The organism is Pristimantibacillus sp. Z349TD_6, from assembly GCF_056173205.1.
Genome location: NZ_CM149662.1, coordinates 1,500,642 through 1,515,093, shown reverse-complemented (window position 1 = coordinate 1,515,093; position 14,452 = coordinate 1,500,642). Strand labels below are relative to the sequence as shown.

Annotated in this window: 10 protein-coding genes; 1 reads left to right on the top strand and 9 read right to left on the bottom strand. The window is 44.4% G+C overall.

Translation table 11 applies throughout. The annotated features are described in order from the left end of the window. Positions 1 to 9: 9 nt before the first annotated feature. Positions 10 to 1,047 (bottom strand): LacI family DNA-binding transcriptional regulator, encoded by a 1,038-nt coding sequence (locus AC0VYE_RS06490; RefSeq protein ID WP_475446835.1) that lies wholly within the window; start codon positions 1,045 to 1,047, stop codon positions 10 to 12. Positions 1,048 to 1,253: 206 nt separating this feature from the next. Here AC0VYE_RS06490 and AC0VYE_RS06485 point away from each other — a divergent pair, with 206 nt between their 5' ends. Then, the gene (locus AC0VYE_RS06485) at positions 1,254 to 1,757 is read left to right on the top strand and encodes a GNAT family N-acetyltransferase (RefSeq protein WP_475446833.1); all 504 of its coding nucleotides are present in this window, start codon (positions 1,254 to 1,256) and stop codon (positions 1,755 to 1,757) included. Between the two features lie 96 nt (positions 1,758 to 1,853). Here AC0VYE_RS06485 and AC0VYE_RS06480 read toward each other — a convergent pair whose 3' ends face one another. From AC0VYE_RS06480 to AC0VYE_RS06445, 8 genes are all read right to left on the bottom strand, one after another. Beyond that, entirely contained in the window at positions 1,854 to 2,723 is an 870-nt protein-coding gene (locus AC0VYE_RS06480; protein WP_475446831.1) for an ABC transporter permease subunit, read from the bottom strand. Then, on the bottom strand, positions 2,720 to 3,673 hold the full coding sequence (locus tag AC0VYE_RS06475; RefSeq protein WP_475446829.1) for an ABC transporter ATP-binding protein: 954 nt from the start codon (positions 3,671 to 3,673) through the stop codon (positions 2,720 to 2,722). Before AC0VYE_RS06475 ends, AC0VYE_RS06480 begins: the two co-directional genes overlap by 4 nt. Then, a complete protein-coding gene (locus AC0VYE_RS06470) occupies positions 3,670 to 4,845 on the bottom strand; it encodes a hypothetical protein (protein WP_475446827.1) in 1,176 nt (391 codons plus the stop codon). Before AC0VYE_RS06470 ends, AC0VYE_RS06475 begins: the two co-directional genes overlap by 4 nt. A gap of 65 nt (positions 4,846 to 4,910) precedes the next feature. After that, complete coding sequence (locus AC0VYE_RS06465) at positions 4,911 to 5,438, bottom strand: sigma-70 family RNA polymerase sigma factor (RefSeq protein WP_475446824.1); 528 nt, start codon at positions 5,436 to 5,438, stop codon at positions 4,911 to 4,913. Between the two features lie 200 nt (positions 5,439 to 5,638). Next, a complete protein-coding gene (locus tag AC0VYE_RS06460) occupies positions 5,639 to 8,128 on the bottom strand; it encodes an EAL domain-containing protein (protein ID WP_475446822.1) in 2,490 nt (829 codons plus the stop codon). Positions 8,129 to 8,435: 307 nt separating this feature from the next. Continuing rightward, positions 8,436 to 8,966: a hypothetical protein gene (locus tag AC0VYE_RS06455; RefSeq protein ID WP_076269760.1), complete on the bottom strand. Its 531-nt coding sequence runs from the start codon at positions 8,964 to 8,966 to the stop codon at positions 8,436 to 8,438. A 133-nt stretch (positions 8,967 to 9,099) separates the two neighbouring features. After that, positions 9,100 to 10,215 carry a CobW family GTP-binding protein gene (locus AC0VYE_RS06450; RefSeq protein WP_475446820.1) on the bottom strand — a complete coding sequence of 372 codons (1,116 nt, stop codon included), beginning with the start codon at positions 10,213 to 10,215 and terminating at the stop codon, positions 9,100 to 9,102. 545 nt (positions 10,216 to 10,760) lie between these two features. Next, positions 10,761 to 14,198: an S-layer homology domain-containing protein gene (locus AC0VYE_RS06445; protein WP_475446818.1), complete on the bottom strand. Its 3,438-nt coding sequence runs from the start codon at positions 14,196 to 14,198 to the stop codon at positions 10,761 to 10,763. Positions 14,199 to 14,452: the final 254 nt, after the last annotated feature.

Genomic DNA, 14,452 nt, shown 5'->3' with positions numbered 1-14,452 from the left:
AATGAATACTTACGATTTCACAGAGCTGCCGCAGCTTTCCCGTACAATGAGCGTCGTATTGACGGTCATATGAACAGCTGCCTCGCGGCCTTCGATCCGCTCAAGCAGCAGTTGTACCGCCGTTCTGCCCATATGCTCAGTATGCGCGCGAACCGTCGTTAGCGGCGGATTCAAAAATGCAGAGATTTCAATGTCATCAAAACCTACAATCGCCATATCCTCAGGCACTCGAAGACCATGCTCATGCAGCGCGCGCAAAGCACCTACAGCCATCGGATCACTTCCAATAAAACAAGCGGTTGGCCTCGAGCTTTGCTGAAGCATCTGATTCATCGCCTCATATCCGCTGTTTGAAGACCAATATGCCTTAATGACGAAATTTTCATCATAAAGACCGAGCTCACGCATCTCCTTCTCGAAAAAAACACGGCGAAGCTCATCCGTCTCTGTACTTTCAAATTGACGATTCAGACGATGGATATAATCATTCCCGCCGATGTAGCCTATTTTTTGGTGTCCTAGTTCTCTAAAATGTTTGATTACTGCTCGGGTTGCTTGCTCAAAATGCAGCTTTACGGTGTCATACTCATACAGCTCGCCTGAATGGTTCACAAATACAAGCCGATTTCCGTTGCTATACAACTGATTAACATCCTCATCATGAATGGAGCCCACAACAATCACACCATCCAGCTCGTTGAACGACTGCATCTCCACTCGACTATTGCCGCGAAGCACCTTCACAATGTTGATTCCAAGCTCCTCGCAGCGCGTTTCAATGCCTTTGCGAATGGAGGAGAAATAAGGATCATCATGCTCATCTTCCAGTGTCGACCACATAAGCAAACCGATTTGCTGACGCGAGAGCTGCTCTTCCTTCTTCATTCTTCGCAGCCTGGACGGCTTATATTGCAGCTTCTCGGCAATGCTGAATATTCGTGTACGCGTTTCCTCACTTACTGCCAAGGTGACATCATTGTTCAAAACCCTGGATACGGTAGCAGCTGAAACACCTGCCTCCTGCGCAATATCTTTTATCGTTGCCATGCCACACTCCGAATTTAGTTAATAAATTTACTGAATAACAACTTTAGTTTAGCAGACGCTCGCAAAGTCCACAAGCACCCTATTGCATTTTTATTTAAATCACTTTTCATACCTAACGAAGAAGAAGCATTATCGGTGAATTTATGAATAACTACTGTTATAATTTAGTGGAATTATTTAATTCTCATCGTAGGAGGGGTAAATATATGGTTGTGATTGAAACGAATCGATTATATTTGAGATGCTACAAAGAGGATGATTTTGAAGGTTTACATGCTATTTTTTCTGACCCCGAAACGATGGCTAATTATCCAGCACCATTTACTATCCAAGAAACTCAAAATTGGATAAAAAGAAATGAAGCACGATACAAAAACGATGGATTTGGTTTATGGGGAGTCTGCTTAAAGGCAACGGATGAACTAATCGGTGATTGTGGCCTTGTTAAACAAACGATCGATGGAACAATTGAGGTAGAAATCGGCTACCATATAAATAAAAAATATTGGTCCAAAGGATTCGCCTCTGAAGCAGCCATGGCTTGCAAGCAATTTGGTTTTCATCACTTAGGCTTGCAAAAATTGATCAGTATTATAGACCCCAATAATTTAGCGTCCATTCGTGTTGCCGAGAAAATTGGATTTTCCAAAGAAAGAGAAGCTTTTATTTTCAACAAAAATCATACTATTTATGCGGGCTTCCCCACTTAATCTTTACTGATGTTTTTCCCTTTAATGGCATCCACTCCTCTATAAAGACATAAAAAAAAGCAGTCGACTGCCTCCTCCAAAAAGGGGCAGCCCCGCTTAAAAATCTTTTCGCTTCATAATTAGTATACCTATGCCGAGCAGCGCAGCCGTGTAAATACCGCAATAAATTAAAAAGGAATTTGATGCCGCTCCGTTAATAGAGAAAATACTTAGCTCTGCGTTAATGTTATATAAGCCTCTAAGCTCAGAGATTGAAAATAATTCGTTAAGCATGCGCTGCTGCAACGTATCCGCCGGCATAGCCAGCTTAATTAAGCCTGTGATGGTCTCAAGTGTTTGCATCCCTTTCATTTGAATCCTACCTGTGCTCATAAACCGGCCAATCGTACTGCCAAGCCAGCCCATACCGAAGAGCATCGTCATCCAAATGCCGTTTCCCAAAGGACTTAAATAACAGGAGCCGAGCATCGTTAAGGATACTAATAGCGGAATAACAGACATAAAAAACAAAAGTGATTTGAAGTACACCATCATGCTGAATAAGACGCCAGTTTCTGCCCAGCTGATAAGAATAATTGAGCTGAATAACAGGAATGCATATAACGCAACATAACTGACAAAGCCGAGCCATCTGCCCAAAAACCACTTCCAGCGCGCAATGGGCCTTGCGAGTACGGATTGAAGAACGCCTTGCTCTGCTTCCCCTGTCACAGCCGCAACGGAGCTGAATATAGAAAGGAAGGCAACGGCAAAAGCGCCAAAGAAGAAACCTAATGTCATAATCATTGCACTGCGGGCAAAATTTTCGAATAAGTTCATAGAAGTCGCAACATTCACCTCGCCGCCGGCGATAGCATCAGCAATAAACCAGTAAGCAATCCAGAAGAGAACCGTCATGATGATCGTCATAAGCGTCACTCTTTTACGAACGAGCTCCTTCCAAGTTAGGCCCCAAACCGCGATCATCTGCGCTCCCCCCTATGCTCAAGGCCCGTTACGGCCTGCATAAACCACTCATCGAGCCGTGATTGCAATTTCCCAACCTCATACAGCGTCAATCCCAGCTCAATAAGAATATAATTGACCAATCCTATTTGCTCATCATTTTCCAGCTCAATCTCAAGCCATACAGATGCATCATCATGCTCAGCGTTCGACACGATCACATTCGCGCCTAGCAGTTGCTGAATACGTTCAGCTGCTAAAGGGGTATAACCGCTGACACGCAAACGCCAGCTCGACTGCGAGCTCAGCACATCGGATACCTTTCCCTCCGCCAGTACTTTACCGTTATTCAGTAGAGCGACCTTATCGCATAACTGTTCCACATCCTCAAGCAAATGCGAATTAAGAAAGATCGTTTTCCCTTGGCTTCTCAGCCTAGCAAGCAAATCTCGCACCTCATGCCTGCCAACGGGATCAAGCGCTGAAGCCGGCTCATCAAGAAAAACGATATCCGGATTTGTGAGTAACGCGCATGCGAGTCCAAGCCGCTGCTGCATCCCCTTCGAATACCCTTTGAGCCTGTCGCTTCCCCGGCTGCCAATGCCCACATCGTCGAGAAGCTGATGAATGCGTCGTTTGGCCATAGAGCGGTCGAGCTCACACAACTTTGCATGAAAAGCCAAAACCTCTTCGCCCGTCAACCAATCCGGATAACGAAACAACTCAGGCAAATAGCCAAATCTCCGTCTAGCCTCGATTGATCCTGAAGGCTGTCCGAAGATTTGAGCTTTACCTGAGGTTGGTTTAATAAGGCCTGTGAGCATTTTCACTATCGTGCTTTTTCCCGCTCCATTAGGACCGAGGAAGCCAAAGGCTTCCCCTTCTCTAATCGTCAGTGTAACATCGTGGCAGCCTCGTCCTTCACCGTAATCCTTGCATAATCCGATGGTTTCAATAGCAACAGCACTCATGGATGAATCAGCTCCGCAATAAGCGACTGTACTTTTTGTTTGTCCTCAAAATCGTTAAAGTGTGCGCTTGCTACAACGCCATCTTTAAGCCACATCGCATTTGCGTAACTATGGTCAGAAGATTGATTCAAATATACATCAACCCCTTCAATAACGATTTTCTCCGGCTTTTCATTTGTAATGAGCGGAAATGGAATTTCTCCGTTTTCCATGTTTGATGCTTGCACAAGCGATTTGCGCAAATGATCAGGAAGCGCTGGGAAGCGAATGATAGCCTCATAGGCATCCTTTGCATCCACAGAAGGATCCATTTTGATGCTAGGCTGCTTGATATATTCAACCCATAGGCTTTGCTTTGAAGTACTTCCTTCCTTAGGTTCATACGTGATCGTTACGCCTTGGCCTGTGTTGAATTCAATTGCTTTGCCGTCTACTGATTTCGGCAGCAGCTTATCCGCGCCCAGCTTACGCATTGCACTATTGATTTCATCCACATTTAGGCGGAAGGCTATCGTCTGAGCTGACATCGATGATATGGCACCTAACTGAATCTCTGGAACCGTCAATGTTGGAACAGCAAAGCCCAGCTCCTTAGTAGCTTGTTCTACGGTCATCTTTGACCAGCTTCCGACAGTCGTCTGCTCGAAGGTACCGAAACGGTTAACGGTTTCACGCGTTTCGCCATCCTTCATGAAGCTGTTCATGAGCGACTCCAAATCATTTTGCTGCACAATCATTACGTTATCCATTCGGAACGTATTAAGCCATGCCGCCAATGCTTCATTTGTTGAGGGCGTCGCAATAACCACCGTAATGACAGCTGCTGCGCATGCCGCTATTGTTTTGCCAACATTCCTTTTGAACCAGCGGCCTACAGCTCCACTTTTATTCGGTTTATTAGCAGCTGGACTGGATGAAGCACGAGCTCGTCCTAGCGGAACCGCATTTGCTTGCATTTGTTCTGGATACGTTTGAGCGGTAGTAGCTTTTGTATGCGCAGCGCTAGCTGCAGCTGTTGACTCCTTATTGAACTCAGCAGCGTGCTTGCCTTGTTCTTCCCATTGCTCCCAAAGCGGCGATTGCTCTGAGGCTTGAAGCTGTTTCTCTAGACGCGCCCATGCAGCCGACATTTGCTCTGCTTCTTTTTTGTTTATTTCATCATTTTTTGTCATCTTGAACTCCTCCTAAAAGGTTTTGACCTCTCATGCTAGGTGCAGCAGGCGCTGGCCATCGCACTTCATTCATGAGACATTGCTCCTTCTGCCTTATGCGCATGGCGCTTCAGCCTAGCCCCGGCTCTGCGCAGCATCGTCCCGACCTGCGGCTGCCGCAACTGGAGCTGCTCTGCGATTTCCGCATAGCTGTATCCTTCATATCGGAGCAGAAGCATTTTTTTGTCCCGTTCGGGCAGCGTATCTAACCAGCCTCTAACCCGTTCCTGCTCGTCCTTATCAATCAACTGCTGTTCATTCGACTGAACCGCTTGCGGCTGTGCGAGTATGCTTTGTTCCTGTTTTTGTGTTAGAGCACGCTCTCGTGCTTTTTTATCCATATAATCATAAGCCAGCCTCGTTAATACGCGATGAAGCCAGCCTCCTATTGCTTCAGGCTGATCCGGTGGATTCCGGTAAAGCCTTAGAAATGTTTCCTGGGCAAGATCCTCCGCAGCTGCTTCATCACGAATAAGTGCGACAAGCTTTCGTCTAACCGAAGGATAATGTGTATTAAACTGTTGACGAAACAAATCCGGCGCCGAATGTTCCATTCCGTTTACCTCCTTACGTTTTTTGCTCAAGCTATAAAGAAGACGATGCCTTCGATCATTTTGTAACACCTATCGCTCAACAATATTTTACCAAACAATTGTCATATTTATCGATAAGCCCAAGACGTAACGGTTATACGAAAATAAAACTGGTCTAATAAAAAAACCGCCTCCACGTTTGACGGGAGACGGAATATCCATCAGGCTTCCTTATTATGTTCCATATACAGCTGTACAAATCTCGGTGCCGCAACAGGAGGACTATAAATGTATCCTTGAGCAGCATCGCAGTGGTGGTCGTTAATAATCCGCAGCTCTTCCTCTGTCTCTACTCCCTCGGTCACAACCTTTAAATTTAAATTGTGAGCGATGACGACGACCGATTTAAAAATCATTTGTTTCTTATAATCGTTTACGATGCCGCTTATAAAGGATTTATCGATCTTTAACGTGTGCAGCGGAATATTTTGCAAATAGCTGAGCGACGAATAACCCGTTCCAAAGTCATCAAGCGACAGCTTGACGCCGAGCTGCTGAAGCTCATGCAGTATGTTAAGCGTGTGAGCCGCATTATCCATAAAAATCGACTCTGTAATTTCCAGCTCAATTTGATGAGGTCGAATCCCTGCATCCGATATGATTCTTTCAATCGTATGGACGATTTGTTTCTGCTGGAATTGGATCATCGACATATTTACACTGATTGAGATCTGCTGCAGCCCCATGCGCTCCCATTCTTTAATTTGCTGGCAAGCTGTAAACAGCACCCATTCGCCAAGCGAAATAATAAAACCGGTTTTCTCCGCAATCGGGATAAAATCAAGCGGTGACACCATGCCAAGCTCCGGGTGATTCCATCTAATTAATGCTTCCGCCCCATATATAGAGCCAGTAGCTAAATCAACCTTAGGCTGGTAATAAAGCATAAATTGGCCCAGCTCCAGCGCTTTGGACATGCTGCTCTCAAGAATAAGCTCCTTCTTCGTTACATCATTAATCGTAGGAGAATATAGTTTGCATGTATTTCGCTCTTTCTTCGCCACATACATCGCAATATCCGCTTCTTTCACCAGCTGGTCTGCAGTCGCAGGCGTCCATTCATGATGAATGCTCATTCCAATGCTTGCTGTAATATAAAACATCCGATCCTCAAGCCCAATCGGCTGGGAAATAGCTGATAAAATTTCTTCTGCTTTATGCATCGCTGCATGGAGAAAAGTAACTTGCTCTAGCAGCACGATATACTCGTCCCCCCCGAAGCGGAATACTCTCCCCGAGCTGCCGACGGTAATCATAATTCGATGCGCCATTTTCTGGAGCAATTGGTCACTCATCGTATGATCGAGCATATCGTTTATCATTTTGAACCGATCAAGGTCTATGAAAAGCAAAGCGATATGGCCTTGTTGCTTGTCTTGCTCCGCTAATTTCCCTTCCATATGGCGATGATAAGCATAGCGATTAGGAAGTCCCGTCATTAGATCATGTGTCGATTGGTATTCAATTAATTTCTCCGCTTCCTTGCGCTGGATAAGCATATGATTAAAATGATTAGCCATGTATTCAAACTCGTCATTCGTATGAATGGTTAACTGCTGTTCTTCGCCTCCAATTGCGACAGCCGAGGTGGCTTGTACAACTTTATAAATATTAACTAAAATGATTTTCCTTACAAGCGACACCATGGCAATCGCCATCAAAAATAAAGCAATACCAGTGATGAACATCGATTCCCAAAGGCTTTTATAGTAATTGGAAAGCATGTTCTTTTTGGGGATGATTGTTTCAATATGCCATAATACATTGTGAACAAGAATCGGATGAAGCAGACGCAGCACGGTCTCTTTGTCCTGAGAGTCTCGTGTATAGGCAATTCTTGAATCCGTCCCTTTCATCGCTTCAAGCTCAGCCTTATTAGACCATAACCGATACGGTGTGTTCACAAGCTCAGGGTACTTGCCGTTAGCCAAATATTGATTATCCGTCGTAATAATCGTGGAGTATCCCCCTAGCGGCCGGAAAGCTTCGATCTGTTTCTGCATCGATTCAAGTGAAATATCTGCTCCTACTATACCTAAAAACTCATTTTGCTCATTTAATAGAGGCAGCACAAGCGATATCATCATTATTGATTTACCATCAACATCATAGGAATATGGCTCTATAAGTGAAAAAGATTTCGTAAGTTTAGGCGTTTGATAGAAGCTCCCTTTCTCCTTATCCTCGTAATCTGCAATGGCCAGCAATTGAATGGACTGATCCTCGCGAACGACATAAGGAATGAAGCGCCCTGTAGCATCGTCATAGCTGTTTTTATTTTTGTAAAATGCATCTTTTCCGTCATAGGCATTAGGCTCCCACAACGTATAAACGCCTAATAGATCAGGATGCTTGATAAGCATTTGCTTAAGTAGCTCAACTATGTATTCACGATTTTGCATCTGGTTTTTGCCCATTTGAGTCATGGTTACTTCAAGCGTTTCCAGCATCATCATCGTTTGATCCATCGTTTTAGTGAAAGGATTAATGTAGGCCATCGATTCCGTCTGCGCAAGAAGCTCGCTTTCACGCAGGTTGGAATGATAAAGCTTGATGAGGTGAGCGGTTACCAATAGACCAAATGAAAGAATAACGAGCAGGCCTATGGAAAATATTAATTTTTGAGCGATGCTTAGCCTAATCTTTCTCATCCGATCTATCAGCCCCTTGTTGTCGGAGAAAGCAAAAAACGACGTAATATGTCAAATTATGATACGGTTCTAGTATACTTGACATTTTGACCCAAACACAATGATAAAAATAGGATAATAACACTATATAATTCGACAAAAAACCACTTTATTTCTTTATTTTTCGAAACGACAAGAGTCGATAGCATCTATTCTTATTTGTATGATATCTAGTAAGAAAGTCCAGCACTTTTAATTTAAATCCATTATATCCACACGAAGAAAAGCCCCCTCTGTCTATGACAGAGGAGGCGATGGAATAGCTCACTTACACTTGATTTTGTTTGTTCTTCTCTTTAACATCATTATCCTCGCTGCTGCGGTCATGATCCTCTAAACGATGGGGACGTTTGCCTTTTCCGCCATGCAGCTTATATAGCTCTTCCCGCAGCTGCTCCGACGTCTTGCCTTCTGTTTTAATGCCATGTTCCTTCGCAATCTCACGCAAATGCTCCAACCGCTTCGCTTGATGCTCTGCTTTAAAAGCTTCCCATTTATCTTTATTGGCAAGCTTCGCAGCCTCTACTTCCTTCTTCAGCTGCTCCACTGACTTGCCATCGGCTTGAATACCAAAATAGGTCGCTATTTCCTTCAGCTTCTCCAACCGGTAAGCCTCAAAATCTTTGCGAGTCATTTTCCCTTTGTAATGCTTATGCTCTTTGTCTATATCAGACTCTTTAGGGTGAAGAACCACTAGTGAAGCATCAGGCAAAGCCGTTACCGACTTCGCTGCCCATACGGGAGCGACTGAAAACAGTACAAGCAGCGCCACCATAGGAATAAACCATTTTCTAATCATTTGTTGCCACACCTTTCTATTACATTCGTGATGCAGAGACGATGGTCATGCCTCGTCAGCATTATTTTGCCCAAGCAATCACTGGAATAGACATGATAATGGCAATTTTCGACATATCCCAACAGCAAGTTGATTACCCCTGCGTCTCTATGTTCAGGTGCTGCTCAAGTAGCTCCAGCTCATTTTGCAGCCATTCTTTGGAAAAATGTTCTCCGATAAATACCGCAACATCGTTTACATGTCCTTGCGGCTCGATTCTCATAAAATCAGATTCCTTATACGCATATTGGAACAGAAACCGGCTAGGCGCATCCGTGAACGTCACAATCCCTTTTGCACGGTAAATGTTAGCTGGAAGCTTTTGCAGCAGGGATTCAAAGGCTTCACTGCTCACAGGGCCGCGCCAATAATGCGTCACAACCATAACATGGTCATGCGAATGATGATGGCTGCTGTGGTTGTGGCTGCTAAAGTCATCATCATGGGAGTGAACGGCATCGCCGTGGTCATGGGTACAGCCAGCTACTGAGCATGCTTGGCTGTCATGGCTATGACTATGTGCGGCTGATGCGCGCTCTTGTATGTCTAACGCTTCATCACTAGCATGCACAGGTTCATGGCGATCCGTATTTTCAGCTGTTTCAAGCCAGCTCCAATCGTTAATTGCGCAGCGCACGGTTGCTATAATCTGAGCATGGGCATTTAATTCCCGCAGCTGCTGCTGCGCTTCAACTAGCTGATCCGGCTCCAGCTTGTCCGCCTTATTCAACAGCAAAATCGTAGCACATTTTATTTGCTCCAGCATCAGCTTGAACGTGCGACCCTTCCCGTCGCGGCTCCGCGAGAGCAGCTCAGGGCCATCAACAATCGTGATAACACTGCGTAGATCGATTTCCTTATACATCGCTGCCTCGGTTATCCCATCCAACGTCTCCATCGGATTGGCAGCACCAGTCGATTCAATGAAGATGACATCAGGCTTATGCTCGTCAATGAGCATGCTGATCTCCATCCCCAAATCGCCCCGCATCGTGCAGCAGATACAGCCGCTTAGCATCTCAGCCATCGGCACTTCATCCCCTACAAGCTGACCATCAAGGTTAATATCGCCAAGCTCGTTCATAATGACCGCCGGCTTCATTCCCTGCGCGGTGTAATAATCCAACAATCTTCTCAGCAGCGTCGTCTTCCCGCTCCCAAGAAAGCCAGACAGCAAATGAACCGGTATGTGTTTCTCTCTATTAGTCATTGTAAGTTCTCCTGTATGTAACAAATTTTAAACACATTTGAATATTTCTATTATATCGTAATTGTTACGTTCATTCATCTTTTCATAAGCAGGGCTCCAATATAGCAAAAAAAGAGGTATCCTAAAATCAATAAGCACATATCTGTGCTTACAGACCACAAACCTTGCCGTTTCGCACGCTGTAAGAACATATGCGTGCTTATTGCATCATTTCCCGCCTCGATCCTACGCCTCAGCAGCTCAATAAGCGCATATCTGTGCTTACAGACTACAAACCTAGCCTTTATTCTCGCTATAAGAACTTATGCGTGCTTATTGCATCATTTCCCGCCTCGATCCTACGCCAAAATTCGCTTGCCCGTCTTTTGCTAAAGAGAGCATCAACAGGCAAAAAATAGAAAAATGGCGTCACAGAAATAAATCTCTGTGACGCCATCTTTTCAATATTGTTATCGAACTATCTCTACAGCGAATTTATCTATTTTGAGACTAACTCTACATTGAACTACTTTTTGAAATTCTGCTATTAAATTCACTTATGCCGCTTAATTAGTAGGTACCATTTTCAAAAGACGGACGATCAACACAACCGCTTCTTCTCTAGTAGCATTGGCTTTAGGCTCGAATTTTTGTCCATTCTTACCGTTAATAATCCCAGCGTTAGCTAGCGCGTTGATTTGATCTTCTGCCCAATTCGCAGTGATATCCTGGAATTTCGCTTCTGTACTCAAAAGAGAAATATCCAGCAGTCTTGCTAATAGTGCTGCAATTTCAGCTCTTGTAATTTCACGATTGGGTTCGAAGCTGCCATCTGCATATCCTGTCATAATGCCGTTTTCCATTAAGGCCCTAATTGCTTTCTCCGCAAAGTGACCCTTAGCATCCGTCAGCTCTTGCTTTCCGTTAGATGTGAATCCAAGTGCATTTACAAGCATTTGAGCAAACTCACCGCGTGTTACTTTCGCTTCACCACGGAATTTATCGCCTGCATACCCCTTTACAATCCCTGCCCGTGCAGCGAAATCAATGTCAGCAAAGCTCCAAGAAGTTGATTTTACATCTTTAAAGGCTGTTGGAGCTGCTGCTTCAGCCTTTGCTTTCATTTCAGCTACAAATGCTTTATCCACTTTGTCGTTGTATACAGGTTTGTTGACAACAGGCGTTGGTGTTGGTACTATCGGTGTCGGTGTTGGTACTATCGGTACACTTGGTCCTGTTGGCGCTGTTGGCGTCGGTGTTGGTACTACTGGCGCTGTATTCACAGTTACAATATAAGTGGTCTTCGTTGCTGAATCCTGCGCTGTAACGATGACCTTGTTACCTGTTTCTAAAGTTTCTGCCTCATTCTCGCCGTCCGCCTCATAAACTTCAAATGTCGCATCGGCTGCCGGCGTGATCGCTGCCTTAAACGCAGCTAACGTTGTTCCATATGGAATGTTCGTTATTGTTTCATCTTCAGTTCCACCTGTGCTTACGGTTCCGATTGTCGAAGTCAATGTGGACACCGTGCTTTTTTGCTTAATATCCGCTAATCCAACCGTCAGTACTTGTATAGCAGATGCAGGATTTTCTGGTGTTGCTGCTGTACGAACGGAGATTGTGTCTCCTGCTTGTACATTAATGTTATCTACAGAAGTCTGACCCGTTGCAATGGCTACAAAATTAGTTGCCGTCACAAAATCAATATCATTTCCGCTATTGTATTTGTACTCCATCTTATCTGTAACCCCATTCAAACGCGTTGTTCCAACGTTTGTTCCTGGCGACAAATTCCCTGCTGGCGGCGCTGCTTGCATCGTAACGATGTATGTGGTCTTCGTCGTTGTATCCTGCGCTGTAACAATGACCTTGTTGCCCGTTGCCAATGTGTCAGCTTCTTTTATTCCGTCCGCCTCATAGACAACAAACGTGGCATGCTCTGCTGGAGTGATCGCCTCAATAAACTCATCTAATGTTGTGCCGTATGGAATATTCGTTATCGTTTCATCTGCTGTTCCGTCAGTGCTCACATCTCCCAGTGTCGAGGTCAACGTGGACTCCGTACTATTTGGCTTAATGTCCGCTGAACTAACCGTCAACACTTGTACAACAGATGCAAGGTTTTCTGATGTTGCTGCTGTACGAACGGAGATCGTGTCTCCCGCTTGTACGCTTAAGTTATCAACAGTAGTTGTGCCCGTTGCAACTGCAACGTAATTCCCGCTATTGCGTTTGTACTCCATCTTATCTGTTACGCCATTCAAACGTGTCGTTGCTGCGTTTGTTCCTGGTGATAAACTCCCTGTTGGTGCTCCTTCTTGCACTGTTACGGTGTACGTAGTCTTCGTTGTTCTATCCTGCGCTGTAACGATGACTTTGTTGCCTGTCTCTAATGAGTTAGCTTGGTCTATTCCATTTGCCTCATAGACCTCAAACGTCGCAGCGGCTGCTGGTATAATTGCTTCCTTAAATTCGGCTAACGTTGTTCCATATGGAATGTTCGTTATCTTTTCATTTGCTGTTGTGCCAGTACTTACTGTTCCTATTGTCGAGGTCAGCGTGGACACTGTGCTTCTTGGCTTAATGTCCGCAAGTCCTACCGTCAATATTTGTGCAGAAGATGCCGGTTCATCAGATGTCGCTTTTGTGCGGAGCGATAGCACATCTCCTACTTGTACACTTAGGTTGTCAATAAAAGCAGTGCCAGCTGCAATCGCCGTATAAAGCCCATTATTTAGTTTAAGCTCCATTTCATCGGTAACACCATCCAAACGCGTAGTGTCAACATTTGTTCCTGGTGATAATTTTCCCGTTGTTGGTGCTTCTGCTGCCCCTAATATCGTGTAGCTCTGAATCATAACTTCATTATAGGTCATACCTTTAACTGCAATGGCCTTAATCGTCATATCATCTGTCACCACGATAGGCGAGCTGTATCGTGTACTGCTCAGCGTCGGCACATCGCCGTTCGTCGTATAATAAATAGATGCTCCTATTGTCCCACTGCTAAGCTCCACTTCCGTCTTCCATTCAACAGCTCCTTCTTCTACATCCGCTGTAGGAGTTTCAGCTAAGAAAACTTGCAGTTGAGGATAGTTCCCCTCTTTTATAAACCACTCTGAGTCAAAGTCCCAATTCGTAAATGTGGATTCTGTTTTCATCTCAGCAGTTGACCGAGGCGCTCCTTTTCCTGAATTATCATATTGTTTTGAAACCTCTTTATCATAAAAGCTATCCACGTCTACGCTAGCGTCTGCACCTCCATAAGTACCCCCCACTAGCCCGCCACTAAAATTGACAGTTGCGACGAAACCTGCAGCAAAACTATTTGTAATCGAACCTCTATACTCAAGGCCTACTAATCCACCTATTTGAGAAGAACCTGAAACATTGGTTATCGTATAGCTATTTATGATCTTTGCTTCTTCTTTATACCCTACTAGACCGCCTGTATAATTCGTCCCTTTAACATCGCCTGTAACATAACTGTTCGACACTTCTGATGTAGAGCCCCTTAAACCGCCGACTAAACCTCCAGTAAACATTCCACCTATGATATCCACATTTTCTAACCCTATATTTTTTATAAAAGATCCTGCTGCTACTTGTCCGAAGAGACCGACATAATTTTCGTTTCTATTCGTTCTCAGTCCCTTAATCACATAACCATCACCATCGAAGGTGCCGAAAAAGTTACCGAAGGGCTTCCAAAACTGTCCATCATTGTACCCTCCTTCACCTTCAGAAAGATAATCCGTTAAATCGATATTACTGCCGAGCTTGAAATTTACCGAATAATAATTTCGCACGCTATCTAACTGCTCAGGTGTCGTAACGATATAAGGATCCTCAACAGATCCAGTTCCGCCGCTAAAGCCTGGCGCCGCAAATACCTGTGATGCATTCGTCAAAGGCCCAAATAATGAAATAATCAATGCGAAACACATAACTCGTATTAGAATACTTTTTACCTTTTTCCCAACTAGTATTGATCCTTGTGCCATACGAATAGTTCACTCCCAAATCATGAATAAGTTATAGTTGCATACGGGCTTTAGCATAAATGCTAGACTTTTAAAAAAACACCAACTAAAGTTAGTTTTGCGCAAATAAAGTCGAAAAATCCAGTATCCACGCGCATTTTGGCGTCGATTCGTAGTCTGTTTATCCCATATAAGCAATAAACCCATACGAATGGCACCGTACTTTTTTGAAGCTCCATTAGGTATTCACGATCATCTGCCTCTGCTAAATCTAA

What these genes read in the sequence shown, in the direction of transcription:
- AC0VYE_RS06490 (WP_475446835.1), bottom strand. Translation starts at nt 1,047, where the DNA reads ATGGCAACGATAAAAGATATTGCGCAGGAGGCAGGTGTTTCAGCTGCT.
- AC0VYE_RS06475 (WP_475446829.1), bottom strand. Translation starts at nt 3,673, where the DNA reads ATGAGTGCTGTTGCTATTGAAACCATCGGATTATGCAAGGATTACGGT.
- AC0VYE_RS06450 (WP_475446820.1), bottom strand. Translation starts at nt 10,215, where the DNA reads ATGACTAATAGAGAGAAACACATACCGGTTCATTTGCTGTCTGGCTTT.
- AC0VYE_RS06470 (WP_475446827.1), bottom strand. Translation starts at nt 4,845, where the DNA reads ATGACAAAAAATGATGAAATAAACAAAAAAGAAGCAGAGCAAATGTCG.
- AC0VYE_RS06460 (WP_475446822.1), bottom strand. Translation starts at nt 8,128, where the DNA reads ATGAGAAAGATTAGGCTAAGCATCGCTCAAAAATTAATATTTTCCATA.
- AC0VYE_RS06465 (WP_475446824.1), bottom strand. Translation starts at nt 5,438, where the DNA reads ATGGAACATTCGGCGCCGGATTTGTTTCGTCAACAGTTTAATACACAT.
- AC0VYE_RS06445 (WP_475446818.1), bottom strand. Translation starts at nt 14,198, where the DNA reads ATGGCACAAGGATCAATACTAGTTGGGAAAAAGGTAAAAAGTATTCTA.
- AC0VYE_RS06455 (WP_076269760.1), bottom strand. Translation starts at nt 8,966, where the DNA reads ATGATTAGAAAATGGTTTATTCCTATGGTGGCGCTGCTTGTACTGTTT.
- AC0VYE_RS06485 (WP_475446833.1), top strand. Translation starts at nt 1,254, where the DNA reads ATGGTTGTGATTGAAACGAATCGATTATATTTGAGATGCTACAAAGAG.
- AC0VYE_RS06480 (WP_475446831.1), bottom strand. Translation starts at nt 2,723, where the DNA reads ATGATCGCGGTTTGGGGCCTAACTTGGAAGGAGCTCGTTCGTAAAAGA.